We start from the raw sequence: 18,046 nt of genomic DNA on the forward strand, positions 1-18,046 counted from the left end.
TCTCCGTGTACTAAATGAAAACGTAATAGGCATGTTAAAACGTTTTAAAATTATTGCCGACAAATATCGGAATAGACGAAAAAGGTTTGGACTTCGATTTAATTTAATAACGGGAATTTACAACTTTGAATTGACTAATTGAGGTTTGGAAAGAACTCTATTAGTGCAGCTTTGCAGGGTGTAGGACTTGATCCACAAATGGGGTTTTTACATCAAGTGCGTTCAGGTAGAGATAGTTTGGCTCAGGATATTCTAGAAGAATTTCGGTCTTGGTTTATTGATCGTATGGTATTAAGTTTAATTAATCGTCGTCAGATTAAACCACAGGATTTTGAAGTAGAAGTAAGTGGAGCAGTAAAGCTAAAAGACGATACCAGAAAGCTTTTACTGACTACGTTACAGACTCGTAAGCAGGAAAAAATTCAGCATCCGTTTTTAGGTGAAGAAGTACAAATTGGTCTTTTACCACATATTCAAGCTCTGCTTTTAGCAAGGCATTTAAGGGGGGACTTGCAAGAATATCCACCATTTGTGCCACGCTAAGGAAATAAACATGCTTATTCTAATAACCTATGATGTATCGTTAAAAGATGAGACAGGTAGTAAACGATTAAGAAAAATTGCTGAAGTCTGTTTGGACTATGGTATAAGAGTACAGAATTCGGTATTTGAGTGTGATGTCAGTTCAGATCAATGGTGTATATTAAAAGCAAAGCTTTTGGATATCTATGATGCAGATGTAGACAGTTTAGGTTTTTATAAGCTTGGTAAAAATGGGCATAATAAGGTTGAGCATTTCGGTGCTAAAAAAGCGCCAGATGTATTTAAATCTGTCTTGATACTATAAAAATGCTTAGCTTCCTAAGCTGTAATTTGATGTTTAACAATTGAAAAATATATCATTCGCTAATGTGCTGTGCTCATAATTTTTCTATACCTTTAGCGATTAAGTTTCTGCTTGCCCTTAAGCGTTTATATGTTACATTAATACTTGTGTAGATAGTTTGGTTTTAGAGGTTAGCGAATAAGCTTGTGTACAGCTAATAAAATCAAGGTTGATTATCTATGCAGTCGCACCCCGCATGGGTGCGTGGATTGAAACCAACTGTTTAATTGCAAATACAAGTTGCGATTCTTGTCGCACCCCGCATGGGTGCGTGGATTAAGACATCATAACTCAACTCCGATATTGGGTGATAAATTGTTTTTTACTAAGTGTTGCTGATTGTTTCTATGAAATTTAATTGAATTACTCCTTAATTTCTAATAAATCTATGTTTTTATTAAACGCTTGGTTTGCTAGTACTTCGACTAGCACGATAAAGACTTTATAATTATACTAGCCTGCATTGGAATGGTTAGGTTGAATAAACAGTAAAAGAACCAAAAGAATTAAGTTTAAGATAGGATAATATGATAAAAAAATGTTTAACTGCAATGGGTATCATTTTAGCAGCAGGAAGTGTGATGGCAAATATTAAAACAGGTTATGGTTATGTTGAACAGATTTTGCTTTTACCAAGTCAGACTATCCTTGAGGCAAAACTTGACACGGGTGCAGGTATATCATCTATTTCAGTAACTAATATTTATATTTATGATAAAGATGGTCAAAATTATATCCGCTTTGATGTAATGCACGAGATGATTAAAGATGATGAAAAAACGGATAAGTCTAGAAAAAAATCCTATGATTTACCATTAAAGCGTGACATGAAAATTAAAAATCGTCTAAGTGAGAATATAGAAGAACGATATGATGAGCGACCTGTTGTTGACATGCCTATTTGTTTTGATGGAAAAATTTATAATATTGAGATGAATCTAACGGATAGATCAAGGTTTAAATATCCTGTGTTATTAGGTCGAAAGGCGTTAATTAAATTAAATGCTGTAGTTGATCCTGGTCAAAAATTCACGATAAATCTAGATGATTGTATTAAGCTTTTGGAAAAAGAGAACGAAAAAATAAAGCAAAAATCTAAAGACGCATCAACAAATAAAGTGCAAAAGATAGAAACGACGATTGATAGTGAAAAATTAAAAGAAGAAGAAACAAATTAGTATAAAGTAAGCAAATCAATTGATACTTGGATAGATATATTATGAGTAAAGTTAATAAACAATTTTTTACCCTATTAATTATTTTATTGCTAGCAGGGATTGGTTTTACTTTATATCAGCATTATAAGCTGGGGTTATCCTGGTGGCCAAATGATGAAAATATGACTTGGAAATTTAATACTGAATTACAAATCTTACCTGATACGACAAATTCATCTTTAAAGGTGAACCTGGTTGTACCAAATTTGCAAAAATCAGATGTATTAGATGAAAATATTAATGCCTCTGGTTTTGGTAAGATTATTTTACGTTCAGAAAATAAGAATAATAGAGTGGCAGTTTTGTCAAAAAGTGAAGTTAGTTCAAAGCAGACAATTATTTATGATGTAACTGTTGCAAGTAATTCAAGCTTTATTGAGCCCCCTATTCCTGATTTAGGAAAGGAGAAAAAAAAAATAAAGAACGCTCTTGAACCTAAAAAGCTTATTACGCTTTTGACAACAGCAAAAGACATTGCAGAAAAATCGGCTGATTCGACAACTTTAGTTACTCAAACCATTAATTTTGTTAACGATGATGGTAATTTATATTTTTGGCAGGAAATGACTAATGGTAAACCAACAGCAAAAGGTCGAGCGCAATTGCTCAATTACCTGTTAACACAGCTGCATTTACCTAACGTGTTATTACACGTTGTACCTTATCAATATGAAGGTAAGTTGAACTTAAAAAACTTGCCAGTATGGGTCAATGTTTATTATGACAATGCATGGCATGTATTTGACGTAAAATCAGGTGCCCCCATTGATGATCCAAATATGCAAGCAATGGTATGGTGGATGGGCAATGGCAATTTTGTGGATGTTGAAGGTGGTACGGTAAAAATTGTCTCATTTACTGCAACAAAGCAAAGTATTCCAATGGAGCGTTATTTAGATTTAAGAAATAATGTAATGAAGCAAAATGTCTATGAATTTTCGTTGCTAAACCTTCCTGCGCAGACACAAGAGATTTATAAAATCATATTAGTGGTACCCTTTGGTGTGTTAATACTTTTAGTTTTGCGTATTATTATTGGCGTGCCAACCTTAGGGACATTTATGCCTGTACTAATTGCTTTGGCATTTAAAGATACAACTTTAATTTGGGGAATTGTGCTTTTTTCTTTGGTTGTTATTTTGGGATTAAGTTTTAGAACATATTTTGAAAAACTACAACTTCTTGTAGTGCCGAGACTTGGAATGATCTTGACAGTTGTAGTATTAACGATGGCTTTGATTAGTATTGTGATGCATAAAATGGAACTATCTCAAGGCTTATCAATTACACTCTTTCCAATGGTGATTCTGACAATGTCAATTGAACGTTTGTCAATAACTTGGGATGAGCGTGGTAGCACAGAAACAATTAAAATTGCGCTTGGTAGTTTGCTTGCAGCAACGGTTTGTTATGTTTTCATTTTTAATAACTACCTGGAGTATTGGTTTTTTACTTTCCCGGGCTTATTGCTTCTTGTGATGGCTGTTATGTTGTTAATAGGGCGTTATCGAGGGTATCGTTTGACTGAGCTATATCGTTTTGAAGCGCTAGCATTAAAAGCAAGTAGCAAAGAAAAAGGAAAAGGGGTCTAAATGTGGTGGATAAGCAAATGGCTAGCATTACGCAAGTCTGGTGTTTTAGGTATTAATGAGCGTAACCTATCTTATATTAAAAAATTTAATAATCGCAAATTTTATCCGCTTGTTGATGATAAATTAAAGAGTAAAAAACTTGCATTAGAGCATGGTATTAATGTGCCTGAATTATATGGCGTGATTCATTCAGAGCACGATAATAAAAATTTAGACAAGATGCTTACCGGTAGAAGTCAATTTGTAATTAAACCTGCTCAAGGAGCAGGTGGTGAAGGCATTTTGGTTATTACTCATTTTATCAATAATCGTTATAGATTATCCAATGGTAGGCTTATGACTTTGGACCAGTTAAAATATCATACTTCAACAACATTAAGTGGTGCGTATTCGCTAGGTGGTCGGCCAGATAAGGCAATGATTGAATATCTTATTCAATTTGATCCAATTTTTGCTAAAGTTGCTTTTCAGGGTGTGCCTGATATTCGGATTATCTTAGTCAAAGGCTTCCCGGTGATGGCAATGGTGCGCTTACCTACTCAAGTATCCAATGGTAAAGCAAACTTACACCAAGGTGCAATTGGAGCGGGTGTTGATTTAAAAACAGGTATAACTTTGCATGGTGTTTGGCACAATGAGATCGTTACTCACCATCCAGATACTTTGCATGAGGTGGAAGGTATTACCATACCTTATTGGCAGAAATGCTTAGATATTGCAAGTGCTTGCTATGATATGACTAAGCTTGGTTATTTGGGGGTAGACTTGGTACTGGATAAGGTTTATGGACCACTTATGTTGGAATTAAATGCTCGTCCTGGACTTAATATCCAAATTGCAAACCAAGTTGGATTGATCGAGCGTTATAAATTGATTAAGCCTGTGATAAATGGAGATATGACAAAAGAAGAGCGAATTAAATATGTGCTTGATCGTTTATAAAACAAACGTTTGGAAATTTAGAACTACAAGCTATCGTTTATTAGACATTATTGTAACGTAAAAGCTATAATCAAATTAACTTATAAAGAAATGTAATCTATATTAAAACAATGAAGTATAAAGCAATGAACGCTATTGTATTAAAAAATAAATATGAATTAATGGTAAGAAGTCTAAGAAAAGTATTTCTGAACCTAATGCTGGTGAGCGTAATAAGTTTCTTACTCAATTTATCTTATGCCCAAGATAAAGCACAAAGTGTTCCAACGGTCGCAGTGAACGTTGGAAAGGTAGAGAAAATCAATGTGCCTGAAACAATTACAGCAGTAGGACATATGCTTGCAGTGAAACAAGTCAATTTAAGCTTTGATAATAGTGGTAAGTTAGAAGATAAGTACTTTAAAAATGGTGATCGAGTACTTAAAGGTGAAACGGTGGCGTCTCTTGACGATCAACAAAATGTGGCGAATCTACAGGCTTTACAGGCAAAGCTTAATTTAGCAAAACAAACTTACTCTAGGGTCAAATTATTAGAGCAATCAGGTGCAATTTCAAAAGAGGATATCGACCAGAAATATGCAGGTTTACAACAGGCACAAGCAGATGTTGATCAACAAAAAGTTGTAGTCAATCAGGATAAATTACAAGCCCCTTTTACAGGTGTATTAGGAACCTATCAGTTTGACGTAGGGGCTTATATTGCAGCAGGAACTGTCGTTGTGCAGTTAACGCAAGAAAGCCCACTTAAAATTCGATTTGCCATTCCATCAGAAATGAAACCAAAGATTGCAATTGGGAATGAAGTTGAGCTAACAACAGAAACTTATCCAGAAAAAACCTTTAAGGGAATAGTGAATTATATTTCTCCTACAGTTAACACCAATACTGGTACGCTTGAAATAGAAGCCGAGGTAAAGAATGATGATTATTTATTATCGCCAGGTATGTTTATGTCTGTATTACAAGTTTTACAAGAAAAACGACCTATGCTAGTTTTGCCAGATATGGCTATACAAATAAATCAGCAAGGGAGTTTTGTTTATGTTGTTAATCCTGACCATACTGTCAGGGCAACTCAGATTGAAACAGGGCTTATTCGCAAAGGGTGGACGCAGATTACAAAGGGTTTAGCAGAAGGGCAAGAGGTGGTTACCATTGGCGGTAATAAATTGATAAATGGTGCAAAAATAACCTTTTCAGATGTTCCAGTTCCGTCATTTGATAAGCTACAAAAAGAGGTAAATATTCATATCCATACGAAAGAAAATGCTAATATTTCAACTACTAAAATAGTGAATTAAAGCATGAAACTATCAAAAATTTGTATTCAAAGACCCGTATTTGCGGTTGTACTAAATCTTATGATCATCGTGTTAGGGATTGTGGGTTTTAGCTATTTGGAAATACGCTACTTTCCTAAAATTCAGCAAAAAACTGCTACGGTATCTATTTCCTATTCAGGTGCTTCGCCAACACTTATTAAAAATGACGTTACTATTCCTGTTGAAGATGCCCTATATAATATTGATGGACTTGTAAAAATTACATCAACAAGCTCATATGGTAGTAGCACAATTAATTTAACCTTTGCTGATGACGCTGATATGACTGATATGATGGGGCAAGTACGCGACAACATTTCTAGTATTATGTCACAAAGGCTTCCTGCTGATATTAATTCCCCTAATATTAGCCAAGGCGGGGTTGAGCGACCCGTACTGAATTTAGGTGTGATGGATAAAGATTTGACTTCAGCTCAAATTCGAGATTATGTACAAAGAAATATCATGCCTATTTTTCAATCTGTCCCTGGTATGGGCGCTGTTTGGGTATATGGTGCTAGTGATTATGCAATGCGTATTTGGCTAAATCCGCAAAAAATGGCTGCTTTAGGCATTACGATAAGTGATGTTCAAAAGACACTAAATAGTAATAATATTAGTTTTTCAGGGGGTAGTATTAGAGGAAAATATCGTAACTTTTCAATTAGTTCAGATACTGATTTAAAAACTGCTCAGCAATTTAGAAATCTGGTAGTAAGAGACGATCCTAATGCCCCTGTTTATTTGAAAGACATTGCAAAAATTGACTTAGGCAATGCAAGCTTAAGCGATTCTCCAATGCTCATTAATGGTCAAAATGCGATTAGTGTGCAGCTAAGACCGACAGATAATGCTAATCCAATTATGGTAGCAGCTCTTGCTAAAAAAGAGCTAAAAAAAGTTGAAGGCAATCTGCCACACGGTATGGAAGTTAAAATTGTATATGATCAATCTACTTTTTTACAAAAATCTATAACAGATGGGTATGATACTTTAATTGAAGCAATTATTTTGGTGATGATTGTTGTCTTTATTTTCTTAGGCAGTATTCGTGCGTCACTTATCCCTATTTTAACTATTCCTGTATGCGTGATTGGTGCTTTTGGTGTCATGCTGTTGTGTGGATTTAGCATCAACGTTGTCACATTATTGGCGATTATTCTTGCAATTGGTCTTGTCGTTGATGATGCAATTGTTGTACTAGAAAATATCCATAGACATATCGAAATGGGCAAAAAACCATTTAATGCAGCTATAGAAGGCTCAGCTGAGATTGGCTTCTCAGTGATTGCAATGACTTTAACCTTAGCAGCTGTTTATGCACCAATTGGCTTTTTATCTGGATTTAGTGCAACTATTTTTAGAGAATTTGCTTTTACATTGGCAGGTTCCGTACTTATTTCTGGGTTTGTGGCACTTACTCTTTCACCGATGATGTGTGCTTATATTCTTAGAGCACGAGAAAAAGAAACAAGAATTGAAATTTGGCTCAACCATGCATTTGATAAGCTCAATGCTGGTTATGGAGAAGTACTTAATATTGTATTAAAAGCAAAATATTGGGTGGTAGGATTACTAATTTTATTAGCTGGATTATGTTATCTATTATTTAGAATTATGCCACAATCCTTTATTCCAAAAGAGGATATTGGTTATTTTGAGGCCAATATTAATTCACCGCCAAGTGCTGCACTTGATTATACAAACTACTACATGAACATATTGAGCAAGCGTGTTTATGCTGATAGTCCCTACATTTTAAACAATGCCGAATATATTTTTTCAGGCTCAGGTAATAATTTTGTGACGATGCAACCTTGGGGAGAGAAGCGGAAGGTGCCAACACAAGAAATCATTCCAAATCTTCTCAAAGAAGCTCAACAAATTCCAGGTATAAAGGTGAGTATGAATATTCCCGATCCTGTGAGCTTTGGACCAGATGCAGATAGTTCAGATTTAATTATTTATCTTCATAATGTCGGACCTGTTGAGAATTTAGTCAAGGCAGCAGATGTGCTTACTAGTAAACTTATGCAGTATCTAGGTTTAAATAACGTTAATAATGGTCTTAAGTTTGATAACGTTGCTTATAATGTAACGTTTCAACGCAATTTGGCTGCAAGTGTTGGGGTGGATCCACAGAATATTGCAGATACTTTTAGTATTTTAATGAGTGGGAAACATATTACCGATGTCAAGACTGATGAAAAAAGCTATCAAGTATTAGTGCAAATGAATTTACAAGACCTTTCAAGTTTTGGTAGTTTAGATAAAATCTATGTACCAAGTAAATCAGGTCTAATGATTCCATTATCAAATTTAATCAAGATCAAACCAGAAGTCAGACAAAGTAGTTTTTTTAGATATAATCGGGTTAACACGGCTCAGATTACGGCCAATATTAACGATGGTTATAGCATGAGTGAGGTTTATAATGCGGTGAATAAAATTGCTAGTCAAACTCAACTCAATGGGGCGAGTATTGACTATGGTGGACGTATGGCTGCATTTTTATCTTCAAATGGAACTATGTTTGGATTATTTGCTTTGGCATTGATCTTTATTTATTTGGTATTGGCTGCCCAGTTTGAGAGTTTCGTCGATCCTTTTATTATTTTGTTGACTGTGCCTTTATCTACAGTTGGCGCTTTGATTACAACATTATTAACAGGTGGAAATTTGAACCTCTTTACAAATATTGGTTTAATTACGCTGGTTGGCTTGATTAGTAAACATGGAATTTTAATTACTCAGTTTGCAAACGAAAACTTCAAAGAGGGAGTCAGTCTTGTTGAAGCAGTTAAAGTCGGGGCCATTACACGCTTGCGTCCTATTTTAATGACAACATCTGCAATGGTGTTAGGTTCTCTTCCATTAGCACTAGCAACAGGAGCAGGAAATATTTCGAACAATATGATTGGTTGGGTGATCGTTGGTGGGCTTTGTTTTGGAACGGTTTTTTCGTTGTTAATCGTTCCTGTTGCCTATGTGATTTTATCTCCACTAGATCACAAGAAGAAAAAGATATTATTAGCGAATAGAAAAAATGCTATTTTGTTTGATTGATAATGTATTGTGTTAATAATGGTACTGGACGACCAGTTGCAGTTGCTTTTTCAAAACCTTTCATCGCACTGCCGGCGACATCTAAATGTGCCCATGTATAATTTTCGGTAAAGCGAGACAAGAATAAGGCAGCAGTAATACTGCCAGCGGCTGCTCCCCCAATATTATTCATATCTGCCACATCACTTTTCAAATGTTCATGGTAAGGTTCATACAAGGGTAAATGCCAAGCTGGATCATAGCTTTCTTGTGAAGCAATTTTAAGATCATTGACTAAAGCATCATTATTACCAAATAAGCCTGTTAAATCACCGCCTAATGATACAATCATCGCTCCAGTTAAAGTAGCAATGTCAATGACGACTTTTGGATTGTAACGTTCAATATAAGTCAAAGCGTCACATAGCGCTAAACGACCTTCAGCATCAGTGTTACCAATTTCAATTGTAATGCCTTTCATACTGGTTAAGACATCACCTGGACGATATGATTTACCATCAATTGAATTTTCAACTAATGCCACAACACCAATAACATTAATTGGTAGATTTAGCTCAGTAATGGTTTTCATTGTGCCAAATACAGAGGCCGCTCCACCCATGTCCATTTTCATACTACCCATGCCTTGCCATGGCTTAAGACATATCCCACCTGTGTCAAAGACTAGTCCTTTACCAACAAGTACAATGGGCTTATCATCTTTATTACCACCATAATACTCCATACAAGCAATATAAGTTGGCATCTTTGAGCCTTGACCTACTGCGGTAATACAGCCCATGCTAAGCTTAAGCATTTGATCTTCACCAATGTAATGAAGGCTACATTTGTTGTGTGCATCGGTGAGTTTTTTTGCCTCATTGAGTAAGTAGTCTGTGGTGCAGATATTAGCAGGCAAGTTTTTTAAGTCTTTGGCATAGTTTTGACCATTGGCAATGGCTTGCGCAATTTTAATATCATGTTTGGTTTCTTCAATCGCATAAGTTGTAATATCAATTTGTTTCAGTTTAAAAGTTTCTTTTTCCGACTTTAACTGATCAAAAACATAAGCTGTATTTAAAAATGACTCAACAAATAGGCGACTATGATGATCTCCCAAAAGTGTACTATCAATAGAAAAGGAATCAATATTCAGCGATTTAAGTTGAGTGTAAAGCGCACCGATAGCTTTGCGAATCGTGCTTATATTGAGCTTGTCTTTTTTGCCTAAACCAATCGCAATGTAAGCTTTTCCATTACTTAACACAAAATAACTGCTTGCATTTTTTGCCTTGAAAAGCCCCTTCTCTTGTGCTTTTTGAATAGCATCAATGTTGCTTTGTGTATCTTCAAATATAAATACAGCTTCTGTTGTTAAGTTGCTGCTAGTAACTGCATAAATGTGCATAGATTTCCCTTAATTGATTTGTTTTAAATTTTGTTAAAGTGATTTTAGGCAAACTCTAAGTTGTTCAAGTGGTATAAGTTTCGCATATTTTATGCAAAGTTTTCAAATTCACACAGATGCACTAAAATCATTAAAATTCATAAGTTACACCAAAGGTATAGGCATCAGCAAAAGGTTGTTCTCCGCGATTGTAAAGAAAATAGCGACTGCTTTGAAAGAAGACATTAAATCCAAGTATTTGGTATCCGATACCAATAGCAACAGCAGGGCGCCATAATGTATTAGGAAAGGCGCTTTCATTAACACCATTAATGCGGTTATATGCATAACCTAATTTAGCAGTCAAGTTTAGTCCTAGTGGTAGGTTTAGGTTAGCAGTTGCATAAAATGGGATTGTCATTAAATTGCCGGTTTGACCGTTTTGTTTAACCATGCTGTTGAGGTAGTTAAATTCGGTTTCAATTCCTAATTTTAACAATGGGAAAATAGGAAATTGATAACCCAATAAAACACCTGTTGTAGCATTATTATCTGCCTTAAGTTCACTAGATGAATGACTTATACCAACTTGCGTTCCAACATAAAGCCCCGCATGTGCGCTTGTGAGTAAAACTCCAGAAATCGCACTTATTAGTATTATTTTTTTAAACATTTTTAGCTCTTTTAAACAATTAGGAAGGAGTATTTTTGTATTATAAAGTGGTTTTAGGTGTAAAAATAGTGTGTGAAACCTAAAAATAAAGAGATACTAACTCACAAACATGAAATTAAAGTATAATCTCCTCACTCCATGAGTTTAATAAAATTAAATAAAGATGCTTGATGAAATAGATGTAATAGTGATAGGCGCTGGAACTGCTGGACTTACTGCTGCTCTTAATTTGGCAGATAGCTGTAAAGTCGCTATTTTGTGTAAATCCGCACTAGGTGATGGTTCAAGCCTATACGCGCAAGGTGGAATTGCAGCTGTAATGGACAAAGGTGATTCGCTAGAGTCTCATATTCAAGATACGCTTATTGCAGGTGATAGTTTGTGCGATAAAGAAGCTGTACGTTTTACGGTTGAAAATGCCAAAAGCTGTGTTGAGTGGTTAATTAATCAAGGGGTTAACTTTACCTTAGATAGTAAACATGAGAATTATTACCATTTAACAATGGAGGGGGGGCATTCTTATCGACGCATTTTACATGCAGCAGATGCAACTGGAAAAGAAGTGCAAACAACCCTAACAACTTTGATCAAAAACAATAAAAATATCCAAGTCTTTGAATACTATAATGTTGTTGATTTGATATTACAGCAGCAGCGTTGTGTTGGTGCCTATGCACTTAATTTAAAGACAAATAAAATAGAAACTTTTTCAGCGCGCGCGATTGTGCTTGCCTCAGGTGGTGCTTCACGCGTTTATCAATATTCCACTAATCCTGTGGTATCAAGTGGTGATGGTATTGCAATTGCTTATCGAGCAGGATGTAGAGTTGCTAATTTAGAGTTCAACCAATTCCACCCCACTTGTCTTTATCATCCCAAAGCAGGATCTTTTTTATTAAGTGAGGCATTAAGAGGTGAGGGGGCATATTTACGCTTACCTAATGGTAAACGATTTATGCCTCAAATCGATGAGCGGGCTGAGCTTGCACCAAGAGATATTGTTGCTAGAGCAATAGACTTACAGATGAAAAAATATGGTTTAGAATGTGTTTATTTAGACATTACACATAAATCACCAGAGTTTATCCAGACTCACTTCCCAATGATTTATGAAGAGCTTTTAAAATATGGTTTTGATTTAACTAAAGATCAAATTCCTGTTGTACCTGCAGCACACTATACTTGTGGTGGGATAATGGTTGATAGTAAGGCGCGAACTGACATTGTAGGTCTATATGCAGCAGGTGAGGTGACTTATACTGGGCTTCATGGTGCTAATCGCATGGCGAGTAATTCACTTCTTGAATGCTTAGTGTATGCCTTTGCAGCAGCAAAAGATATTAAACGTAAGCTTTTAGAATTTGATAAAATCATTAACTTACCTGCTTGGGATGATGCACTTGTTCAAGATTCAGATGAAGCAATCTTTATTCGTCACAATTGGAAAGAAGTGCGTCGTTGTATGTGGGACTATGTTGGAATTGTGCGTAGTAATAAGCGCCTACAGCGAGCAATGAACCGGATTAAGCTATTACGTCAGGAAGTCTACGATTATTACTCAGACTTTACGGTTACTGCTGATTTGTTAGAGCTTAGAAATCTTGTGCTGGTTGCTGAGCTTATGATTGAGTCAGCAATGCGTAGAAAAGAAAGTAGAGGTCTACACTACACCTTAGATTATAAACAAAAAGACCCAAGGTTCTTAAAGCCAACTATTTTGCATCCCGCCAAAAGTTAGGATAGAAATTTATTTCAAAATTGTGCTTTTGAATCAAGTGCCATGCCTCACTATTTGGCGTTTTTTATTGCGTGTTACATGTGTTATTTGTACGCATTTAGTATGAGAAAAACAAAGAGTTAAGAGTCAAATAAAGTTAGACATGACAACAAAAACATTATTGCTTTTTCGTTTGACCTATTTTACTTTCTGTACCATCTATCAGACGTTTAATATTTTCATGATGGCGCACAAATACGATAATCGTAATCATTAAAAAAGGTAATGCACTGTTAAAGTTCATCATAAAGATGATGCAAATCGATGAGATGATTGTGGCAAGTAAAGCAGAAAGTGAGGAGTATTTGGTAATAAGCGCACATAATAGCCAAGCAGCTAAGAAAATTATCCCAATTATCCAATAAAAACCAAGCATTACACCGATTAAAGTGGCAACACCTTTGCCACCTTTAAAGCTAAAGAAAATCGGGAATATATGACCGATTACAGAGGCTAAGGCAACGTATCCAATTTCAGTGTTGCTTAACACAATAACATGGGCAATTATAACTGGAACAAAGCCTTTAATTGCATCTCCTAAAAGGGTAATTATTGCCGCTTTCTTACCGCCTAAACGCAAAACATTTGTCGTTCCTGGATTACCAGAACCAATTGTTCTAGGGGACGGAAGACCTAATAGTTTGCAGGTGAGAATGGCACTATTTATAGAACCAAGAAGATAGCCAATAATAAGCATGACGATAAACATAATTTAAGCCAATATCAGAGAGTTTTAAGTATAGGGAGTGTCTAAGCTTTTTATAATGAAGTCAAGTTTAAATCAGGGTTGTCTTATTAAAACTTAACTAGCTCCAAACCCTAAAGCGTGGGCTCAATATACGGTTCATTTATTTTACTTTCTAGAAAGATCAGTCTCGTGTTAAATGAGCTAGTTTTACCAAAATCACTCGACATTTGGATTTGTGTTTGCAAATCTCGTATTGCGTTTAAAAGATCCTTTTTATCCTCATTCGTCAGTTCATTTTTATTAAGAAAATTATTGTTGGTATTTTGCAAAAAATCTCGTCCAGTTTGCTTAAAATGAGAACCCCAACGCCAAGAACCTGTTACATAATCACCTATCACTGCTTGTGCAAGTTTAGCAGGGTTTAATTGAGTATAATTTCGCTTATAACGTGCTAACCTTTCTTCAGTTATTGTTTGCAATTTATCTAAACGACTCGCTATTTTACCACTATGAGCCTGAACTGCACTTGCCTTAGATTGCGAGATGTTATGATATTCGTTCGCAACGAAGTAATTAGTGTTAATACCTCCAACAGCCAAACCTTGTCCTGGAGCAGTATTACATTTTGGAGTTCCTGTATCCATACACGAAGGAATCATTCCTGCATTATACGCATTACATTGATCATTAATCTTATGTATTGCAAGAGCAAATTCTTGCGCAGAACCACCCTTAACATATGTCGTTAATGCTTCCTTTATCTGCCCTCGAATATCTGGTTGCAATGTAGCTTCTTTGAAAGCAAGTAGTAAATTGTTGATATTTTCTATATAGAAAAAACGTTCATTTGCACTCTTACAACCTTTTAAGTTATGGTTGTTCGTCGCTGCTAGAAATAAAGCTTGAGCTAAACTCCCATACTCTTTTTGATCATCAATAGCTGTGCCTTTATACTTATCAGCATATAATTTTAAAAAAGCTTTTTTAATTAAAGTAGCATTATCGTTGCTTGCTAAGACAAGGTTATGATCTTTGAATTGAGTGAAAAACTCTATTGCTTGGCGACCTTGAGGTGATGATGAAAAATACTCATCTCTGTTTGGAGTATCTAAATAAGCTGTGTAAAGCTTATTTATAGCATCATGCACACTAAGAGTGCTATTTTCGTAATTCACTGAAAACCTTACATCTTGCGCTACTGTATTTAACATAGCTAAATCGGCAAGTAATAAAGCTTCTCGTTGTGACGTGCTACCATCATAGCGTAAGCGGTGTGTATGTTGATTGATCGGAAGATTCATCACATAAAACAAGGGTCTATTTTCACTCTGATTATTTCGGTTCGCATTATAAACGTGCATTGCCTTAAAAATCTTTTTGGCCGCAGCTTCTTGACTATTTGAATCTATACCAACAGGAAGGGACGTCAATAAGTTATAAACTATAGGATCACTAAAATCTTGATTATCGATAAAATCCCGAATTTGAGCATCAATTGGTCGAATATTCCGACCATTTTCGTCCTGAAAATCGTTGGCAATATTATCTCCTTTAGGAATTGTTAGAGATGGTACTCGAAACTGAGATTGAACTTTAATATCTTCTTTTAAATTATATTGATCAATCTGCATAAAGGCAGGAAGTTGCTCTTTTTTGCTATGTGAAGACTGGTCAGAGCCGCTAACATGGGTAAGTAATCCACTTAGAGAATTTGTTGAGACAAAGTCCATATTTGCAGCAGTATGTTTTTCCAAGATTTCTTTTCTTGCTTGTGCATTACGTAAAGGTGTTTGGTCAGAAACTAAATGACTCATTACCATGCTTTCTGCCACCGTTGCGTACTTAACTCGCTGCTTATCAATAAATTGATTTAAGGCTTGCAAATTACGTCGTTCTTGATTCAGATAGTTTGCCATATCTGCATTAATCAACTGATAAACGTGGTCGTAAGCAAATCTAAACGCTTGTTTGGCTTTCTCGTTATCTGCTGTCGATGCATTAGCAGAACGTAAAGTGTGAAAATACATTTCCTTATGGATGGGAATAACACTAAAACGGCAATCTGAATTAATTAACGCTTTAAAATTTGAAAATAGTTCTTGTTCTGATAGCTTTAAACTCTTAAGTTCTCGTTTTAATTGGGTATAAAAACTGTGCATTCCACCAGTTAAATCCTGCTTAACTAAATCAGTTGCTTGATGAAGGTCAAAAGCAATTAATACATCTTTGTTATTGAGTTTGCTTTCTGCTAACACTTGCCCTTGAAAATCAAAGTAACAACTTTGAACATCCGTACCTACGTTTACGTTACCCAATTTCTCACTAACTGCCTTTACTAATTTAATTGGGGAGTCGTTATCAGGTATATTTAAAAAATTAAATTTTGGCATAACCTTTCCTAAATATCTAGTATGTCAATAAATCTTATGGTTTCGAAATATAATTTCACTTTATTACCTATTAATATATTGTTAACATATTGACAAATTTTCTACAATGGAATGGGTAGATAAACAGACAAAATGATGAACATTGTTTCTTTATCCCTGTTATATCATCAATACCGATAGCTTTTATTTTATCTAACTGTTTTAGCGTATCTGCGTTAACTAAGATAATCAATATTATTAAATATTAATCCTTTATTTTCAGAAAATAATTTACCAATGTGATATCTGGTTATGAGCTGGACTAAACAATTCATACGTTCTTTCTGAGGACAGTTTATTTATCCGCTACAATTTGGGAGTTTTCAGTTGACGATCAGTTAAAATTATGTTTTTATCCAATTTATGTAGTTTTTTGTTATTTAACAAGGAATGCGGATGAGAAACTATTGGCAGAGGAATTATTTAAACCACGTTGTCGTTCTGATATATGACTCGGATGTAACGAGCGCATCCCTGAAAAAAAATTTCATGTGACACTCGATAACTTGTTAGAAGTCATTAAAGTCATTAAAAATTCAGATTATCTAGAACAATCCAGCATTAGTCGTTCATTCTATGAGTATTTGGAAACAAAGATGCCATATGAAATAGAAGTATTCTCTTCTCGGAGAGGGTGTCTGAAAATAATTGATAGTAAGCCTATTTTTAACCAAGCGATTATTTTTAAGCCTTCAGAAAAATCCTTGCATAAGATAGATAGATCAACATCAGATGCTGGCTATGATATTTGGCATAGTTTGGAGTGACAGTCAAGACAAATGCTGAAAACTTACTATCATACTATTCTGCGTTTAGGATTTCCCTTAACCTACGCGGGGGTGTTTTCATACGCTGCGGGCATGGTTGAAGTCATACTATTGGGGCGTTTATCCTTGGCATTGCTCGGAGTTCTTGCGCTATCAACAATGTTTATCAGTCTTATCATGTCAGGGATGATGAGTCTTGTTACAGCCAATCAATCTGCTTTTGCTAGGCTTATATCAAGAAAGCGTGATCGTAGCATGCTTTCTGAGTTTTTTTTCTGTTCTATCCTCACATCTGCTGTGATTGCTGTTAGTGTGTTTTTGTGCTTTAGGATGGTGTTGTTTTTCATTGCTTTTCATTATCCAGCCAGCGACACTGGGAATATGAGCCTTATTCTTGATTATTTGAATATCGCTTCGTTTAGCATGTTGTTGGTGCCAGTGTTATTTTCCATTAAAGGCACACTCAACGGTAGAGGACTCACGCATCTTAGTTTCAGAATTTCGGCGATGGAGAATGTCATAAGAATAGCGCTACTTACAATTTTTTTGGGTTTATTAAGGGACTGTGTTATCGCCGATAATTCCCTGATAAGACTGCCCGCTTATGCCTTATTGGGAGGAGAAATCATTGGCGTACTATATGCCTTGGTTATCATCTGGTTTCATGATGTATCATTACTAAAATTAAAAGTTAAATTCAGCACTTTTATCCTATATTGGCGTAAAGTCAGATCAATTATCGGCGTTTCGGCTGTTTATAATATGGTAGGTGCATGCTCTTTGCTATACTTTATGTCAAAAATAGGTGATCTTAGCATGGTCTATCTGGGCATATTTAGAATAATATTAACCGCATTTAACTTTAATCGACTTATATTTTCGGGTATTACTCAAGCCAATGGCATCTACTCTGCGCAGATCATCAGTCATAAGGTAGAGAAAAGCGCACAAACCATTAGGGAAAACACCTATCATACACTGCTTTTTTCCTCGCTTTTTAGCATTATTATTGCTGGCATTTCCATTGCCATACTCTTAAAGACACAGACGCTCGATTTTAGCTTTGTAATCGTATTAGCGTTTATTTTTGAAGGGATGTCATTAGTGTTATACCATGTATTGGTGCATTGTAGATTTGAAAAAGCCATCTCCATGATTGGAGCACTTTTGCATATTTTATGCCTTATGATCCTTCCAACCGTTTGGGCATGGACCACTATGCAATTAGGAATAATTTTTTTGTTGTTCGAAATTATTATACTGCTATTCTATATCACAAAATACCGACAGTTTATAAGTAACGTCAGTTCGGCATAAATGT

13 protein-coding genes and 1 pseudogene are annotated in these 18,046 nt (G+C 35.3%); 10 read left to right on the plus strand and 4 right to left on the minus strand.

The window, feature by feature from the left end:
- The 8 genes and pseudogenes from DNJ77_RS03605 to DNJ77_RS03640 form a co-directional block, all read left to right on the plus strand.
- A pseudogene (locus tag DNJ77_RS03605) lies at positions 1 to 142 on the plus strand (IS5/IS1182 family transposase); the annotation flags it as partial.
- A complete protein-coding gene (cas1, locus tag DNJ77_RS03610; protein ID WP_116963640.1) occupies positions 139 to 543 on the plus strand; it encodes a CRISPR-associated endonuclease Cas1 in 405 nt (134 codons plus the stop codon). The pseudogene DNJ77_RS03605 and the gene cas1, both read left to right, overlap by 4 nt.
- 10 nt (positions 544 to 553) lie before the next feature.
- Entirely contained in the window at positions 554 to 847 is a 294-nt protein-coding gene (gene cas2, locus DNJ77_RS03615; RefSeq protein ID WP_116963641.1) for a CRISPR-associated endonuclease Cas2, read from the plus strand.
- Positions 848 to 1,413: 566 nt separating this feature from the next.
- Positions 1,414 to 2,064 carry an ATP-dependent zinc protease family protein gene (locus DNJ77_RS03620; protein ID WP_116963642.1) on the plus strand — a complete coding sequence of 217 codons (651 nt, stop codon included), beginning with the start codon at positions 1,414 to 1,416 and terminating at the stop codon, positions 2,062 to 2,064.
- 41 nt (positions 2,065 to 2,105) lie between these two features.
- Positions 2,106 to 3,695, plus strand: a complete 1,590-nt coding sequence (locus tag DNJ77_RS03625) for a UUP1 family membrane protein (protein WP_116963643.1) — start codon at positions 2,106 to 2,108, stop codon at positions 3,693 to 3,695.
- Positions 3,696 to 4,637: an alpha-L-glutamate ligase-like protein gene (locus DNJ77_RS03630; protein ID WP_116963644.1), complete on the plus strand. Its 942-nt coding sequence runs from the start codon at positions 3,696 to 3,698 to the stop codon at positions 4,635 to 4,637.
- Between the two features lie 125 nt (positions 4,638 to 4,762).
- Positions 4,763 to 5,938, plus strand: a complete 1,176-nt coding sequence (locus tag DNJ77_RS03635) for an efflux RND transporter periplasmic adaptor subunit (RefSeq protein WP_157966579.1) — start codon at positions 4,763 to 4,765, stop codon at positions 5,936 to 5,938.
- Between the two features lie 3 nt (positions 5,939 to 5,941).
- Positions 5,942 to 9,025 carry an efflux RND transporter permease subunit gene (locus tag DNJ77_RS03640; RefSeq protein ID WP_116963646.1) on the plus strand — a complete coding sequence of 1,028 codons (3,084 nt, stop codon included), beginning with the start codon at positions 5,942 to 5,944 and terminating at the stop codon, positions 9,023 to 9,025.
- On the opposite strand, the gene DNJ77_RS03645 is transcribed toward DNJ77_RS03640, so the two are convergent.
- Together DNJ77_RS03645 and DNJ77_RS03650 are read right to left on the minus strand one after the other, a co-directional pair.
- Positions 9,009 to 10,412: a leucyl aminopeptidase gene (locus DNJ77_RS03645; protein WP_116963647.1), complete on the minus strand. Its 1,404-nt coding sequence runs from the start codon at positions 10,410 to 10,412 to the stop codon at positions 9,009 to 9,011. The two genes, DNJ77_RS03640 and DNJ77_RS03645, sit on opposite strands and share 17 nt — an antisense overlap.
- Before the next feature lie 130 nt (positions 10,413 to 10,542).
- Positions 10,543 to 11,064, minus strand: a complete 522-nt coding sequence (locus DNJ77_RS03650; protein ID WP_116963648.1) for an outer membrane beta-barrel protein — start codon at positions 11,062 to 11,064, stop codon at positions 10,543 to 10,545.
- Between the two features lie 163 nt (positions 11,065 to 11,227).
- On the opposite strand from DNJ77_RS03650, the gene nadB reads away from it, so the two are divergent.
- A complete protein-coding gene (gene nadB, locus DNJ77_RS03655; RefSeq protein ID WP_116963649.1) occupies positions 11,228 to 12,802 on the plus strand; it encodes an L-aspartate oxidase in 1,575 nt (524 codons plus the stop codon).
- 157 nt (positions 12,803 to 12,959) lie between these two features.
- Here nadB and plsY read toward each other — a convergent pair whose 3' ends face one another.
- Positions 12,960 to 13,550 (minus strand): glycerol-3-phosphate 1-O-acyltransferase PlsY, encoded by a 591-nt coding sequence (plsY, locus tag DNJ77_RS03660; protein WP_116963650.1) that lies wholly within the window; start codon positions 13,548 to 13,550, stop codon positions 12,960 to 12,962.
- A gap of 110 nt (positions 13,551 to 13,660) precedes the next feature.
- Positions 13,661 to 15,919, minus strand: coding sequence for a hypothetical protein (locus DNJ77_RS03665; RefSeq protein WP_116963651.1), 2,259 nt, complete (start codon positions 15,917 to 15,919; stop codon positions 13,661 to 13,663).
- An 818-nt stretch (positions 15,920 to 16,737) separates the two neighbouring features.
- Here DNJ77_RS03665 and DNJ77_RS03670 point away from each other — a divergent pair.
- The gene (locus DNJ77_RS03670; protein ID WP_116963652.1) at positions 16,738 to 18,042 is read left to right on the plus strand and encodes an MATE family efflux transporter; all 1,305 of its coding nucleotides are present in this window, start codon (positions 16,738 to 16,740) and stop codon (positions 18,040 to 18,042) included.
- The last annotated feature ends 4 nt before the right edge of the window (positions 18,043 to 18,046 follow it).

This window comes from Fastidiosibacter lacustris, assembly GCF_003428155.1.
GTDB classification, from domain to species: domain Bacteria; phylum Pseudomonadota; class Gammaproteobacteria; order Francisellales; family Francisellaceae; genus Caedibacter; species Caedibacter lacustris.